Annotated in this window: 5 protein-coding genes; 1 reads left to right on the top strand and 4 read right to left on the bottom strand. The window is 39.9% G+C overall.

Annotated features, from left to right (window positions below; translation table 11 throughout):
• Nucleotides 1–155 precede the first annotated feature (155 nt).
• On the top strand, nt 156–437 hold the full coding sequence (locus tag L6C30_RS14350) for a hypothetical protein (protein ID WP_025464223.1): 282 nt from the start codon (nt 156–158) through the stop codon (nt 435–437).
• Here L6C30_RS14350 and L6C30_RS14345 read toward each other — a convergent pair whose 3' ends face one another.
• The 4 genes from L6C30_RS14345 to L6C30_RS14330 form a co-directional block, all read right to left on the bottom strand.
• On the bottom strand, nt 438–635 hold the full coding sequence (locus L6C30_RS14345) for a hypothetical protein (protein ID WP_005804955.1): 198 nt from the start codon (nt 633–635) through the stop codon (nt 438–440). It abuts the gene before it with no gap.
• A 9-nt stretch (nt 636–644) separates the two neighbouring features.
• Entirely contained in the window at nt 645–1577 is a 933-nt protein-coding gene (gene repM, locus L6C30_RS14340; protein WP_005804956.1) for a replication initiation protein RepM, read from the bottom strand.
• A gap of 562 nt (nt 1578–2139) precedes the next feature.
• Nucleotides 2140–3546 carry a MobQ family relaxase gene (gene mobQ / locus L6C30_RS14335; protein WP_236163323.1) on the bottom strand — a complete coding sequence of 469 codons (1407 nt, stop codon included), beginning with the start codon at nt 3544–3546 and terminating at the stop codon, nt 2140–2142.
• A 2-nt stretch (nt 3547–3548) separates the two neighbouring features.
• The gene (locus L6C30_RS14330) at nt 3549–3722 is read right to left on the bottom strand and encodes a hypothetical protein (RefSeq protein ID WP_005804953.1); all 174 of its coding nucleotides are present in this window, start codon (nt 3720–3722) and stop codon (nt 3549–3551) included.
• Between the last annotated feature and the right edge of the window lie 152 nt (nt 3723–3874).

Genomic DNA, 3874 nt, shown 5'->3' with positions numbered 1-3874 from the left:
GGTATCCCCTGCCGTACTTCCATTGAATAAAAATCGAAGATTTTTTTCAATGGTAAAGTGCGCCCTTTGGGAAAACCACGATAGCAGATAGTACCTTGAATTTCAATTCATGTACGCTTATGCTAACTGTGGTTTTTTTAGGCATTGGATTTGTAATGAAAGTCGAATCTTTGGAACAGCAAATTGCTAAACAAGAAGAACGTTTGAAACAGCTTAAAGCTCAGAAGCAAGCTGTTTTGGCTCGTGAAAAAAAGAAAGCAACGGATCAACAGCGAAAAGAAGATACTAGACGTAAAATTTTGCTTGGTTCTTTGGCGTTAAAAAAAATGCAAGATGATTCAGAAAAGGCAAAAATTCTTGCTGATCTTAATGATTATTTAACAGAAGATAGAGATAGATTGTTATTCGGTTTACAACCTGTTTCTAACGCTGGTTAGTTATTTCGAGTTTAATTTGTACCATTCTTCCATGAGTGCTGCATCTTCCTGTTCGAAGGTGGTTTCACCGTTCAGGATGCGCTGCTGCCTTGCTTGATCCTTTGATTGGCAAGAATCAATTATTTCCTGAGTAAACTCATGATCTACGATGCCTTTAGCACTTCTAAAGGCTTCCAGTAATTGCTGTCTATCTGTCATTTCAATATCCTAATAGTTAAATCCTGCTTGTACCAATAGAGGGTAAAACGTCCTGAATTTTTCAGGCTCTAAAAGCATATCAGCAATACGTTTTGCAAAGTCTTCGTATGATTCAGTACCTACTGAATACTCACTCATTTCGTGCATTTCAGACAGCTTGTGAGCGAATAAATGCCGTTGTGCATCGGTCATAGGGATAAAGAAATCAGGGGTATTTGGATCTCGTTTCGGGTCAACTGGCTTTTCAATTTTTGGCTGTTGTTTTTGTTTGAATTTAAAAGAAAATCCACTTACTGAACGCCCTTTTTTGTGCTGTTCGACTTTGACCGTTATGTCCGTATGTTCATTGATCTGTTTGATTGCTAGGTCTAAAACGTATTTTTTAAAGTCATACATACGCTTATATTCAGTTTCAAGAACGCCGAGCTTTTGGCGGAAGTCTGATAATTCGATGACTGGCGTTTTTCCTGTGCTACGCCATGCAATCAGAACCTCATACAAGCGTATGGCATAGGCACTACTCAACCCACTAACCTGTTTTAATTCGTAGCTTGTGAATTGTTCCTCAAGCCTTGTCACTAAAGGAATGATAGCAGGTGCAAAGATTAGCTCTACTGTTGCGGAGTTGTCGACATAGGCAATTTGTGACACCCAACGGCTAGTAATGTTTGCGACACCTTTAGGGCGTTGCTCTTGGTAGCTAAATTGACGTGCAAATAGGTCTTTGCAGGCATCCTTTAATGCTTGGTAGGCTGTATTGCGGTGTACGCTGAAATGATTGATATAGCTCTCGGCATGAACTGTTAGAGGGTCATTGGCATCAATCCCCTTTCCTGATTCCCTTGCTTCCACTATCGCTAGAAGTATTAACCGTTGTTCCACTAGGTCTAGGTTATAGCTCGCATTAATGAGAGCATTGTCTTTTACTACTAATTCTTTCATTAGACGAACACTATTTTTATCTCGTTAAGACGAATATAGTATTGTTACTCGTCTTTTGCAAGGTAGACCTCGTCTTTAAATGATTTTTTTTGCAAGGTAAACCTCGTCTTATTGCAAGGTAAACCTCGTCTTATTATTCCTGAAACAATTGCTACATAAGGCATTCAGACAACCTAAAAGCATTTAAAAGCTTTTTTATTTATAAAAGCCCATAAGAGCAGGGGAGTGGTCAAAACTGCCCTAGGTTTTCGCTTCGCTCAAACTCTATTGAATCTCGCAAGCTCGATTCGAGGGGCAGTTTTTTGGTTAATTCTGTTTGTGAAATCTAAAAGCAAAACCAACTATGAATTCGCTTCGCTCATAGAGCTTTTTTGCTCGCTTTGCTCGGTCTAGGGGCTAGTTTCGGCATGAAAATATAGATTTTCTAGGGTTCAAGTCATTTAAAAGCGGTTTTTCAGAGGGTCGAGGGTCGAATATTGCTAGTTCGCTCGTAGACACTCGCTCTGTAAGATCATGTATTGTTTAGATAATTTTATAAACGCCAAAAAAGAAAATTTAAATTTTAGCGTGAACGTGGCTTATGGCTTTGTGTTTTTGATTCAGCCAGTAATTTATTGGCTTCGTCATGTTTTCCTTGCTCACGTAAGGCTTTACGTGCAAAAAACGCCTGTTTTTCTCGTTCTTGTTGTGCCTTGGCTTCCTGTTTCCGCCTTTCCTGTTCGGCTAACTTTCGTTGTTGTTCACGTTCAAGGTGAAGTCTTGCTCGATCATGTTTGGCTTTCAGGTTCGGATTAGCTTTGTTTACGATCTCTTTTGCCCGATCTGTATAGCGTTCAGGTTCTAAACGTGGGGTTTTGGTCTTTAAATCTCGTTCCTGACTGTCCAATTCTTGCCATTGGGTTTGAATTTCTGCATTCGCAGCATCCCATTTTCCACCAAAAAACATAGGTCTTTTACCTAATTGTTCTTTTTGGTGTTCAAGATTGGTTTTTGATAGCTCTATTTGCTCCAAAACAGCGTTTATTTGCTCGATTTCTGTTTTTTGGGTAGTTAGTGCTATGTTTTTTGCTTCCGTGGCTACAGCATCGTTATATTGCGAAATAACGCTATATGCGATTTTGGTTAATTCTTCAGGGGAACGTTGTTCCTGGTCTAATTTTTCCCTGGTCTGAATCAAGTTATTCAACAGTCGTTCAGATGCTTGTATCTCTTGATCTAAACCTTTGATGTGTTGGCTAAATTGGTTGCGTTCACGGATGGCATCATTGGATAGACTGATTTCGGTGTCTATGCCTTGTCTCCGAAGTTGGGTAACTTGTGGCCCCTCATGTTGAGTGGCTTCAAGGTCTATACCTTGATCTTTGTAACTACGGTGATCGACACGATCTGCAAAGCCATGTTTTTCTAAATGGCGGTTGGTCAATTCTGCAAAGTGTTCTCTCCAGTGGCTGACGGTTTCACTGGATTGCTCTTTGTTGAAGTCTCGATTTTTCTTTTTGGCAAAGTCGCCTGTTTGTGGGTCAATCTGCCGACTGGTGAACATGATGTGTGCATGGAAGTTTCTTTCATCACTTCCGCTTTTGGTATGTGGAGCATGGATACATGCGTCCACGATCACACCATGTTTTTCTACAATTTCCTGACATAGCTCATCGAGCAAGTCTTGTCTTTGTTCTGCATTAAACTCATGGGGAAAGGCAATTTCAAACTCTCTTGCTAAGGTTGCATCTTTTCTACGTTCAACCTGTTCAACTGTATTCCATAATTCTTGACGGTCTAATAATTCTTTTTTGGTGTTTTCAGGTGCATAGATTTTTTTAGATTCCACACCTGTTTTTTGGGTGTAGTCCTGAATTTTACCTTGATAATGGTCTTCTAATTTTTCACCCGAACGATAGGCAGAACATGCAACGGCTGAACGCCCTGCACTTCGGCTTATCGCTTTGACTGAAAAATGAAAGATTGCCATGCTTAATTTTTTCTCACTGGTTTAACCCATGTATTACATTTTTCGCACTGTGCGGCTGTGATTTCTATAGGCATTCCTGCCGCCATTTCTATTTCTTCATCTGTAAATTTATAATCATATTCGTGCCCACAATTAGGGCATAAAAATATGAAATGTTCGTGAGTATTGTCTTTCATCCTTTTTGCCTCTTAACGCCTTTGCTTTTCGGGGTTGTAGGGGTATCCCCTGCCGTACTTCCATTGAATAAAAATCGAAGATTTTTTTCAATGGTAAAGTGCGCCCTTTGGGAAAACCACGATAGCAGATAGTACCTTGAATTTCAATTCAT

It is taken from the genome of Acinetobacter sp. KAM396, assembly GCF_021602765.1.
Classification (GTDB): Bacteria; Pseudomonadota; Gammaproteobacteria; order Pseudomonadales; family Moraxellaceae; genus Acinetobacter; species Acinetobacter towneri_A.
The sequence above is the reverse complement of the archived record's forward strand: the minus strand, read 5'-3'. Positions and strand labels throughout refer to the sequence as shown.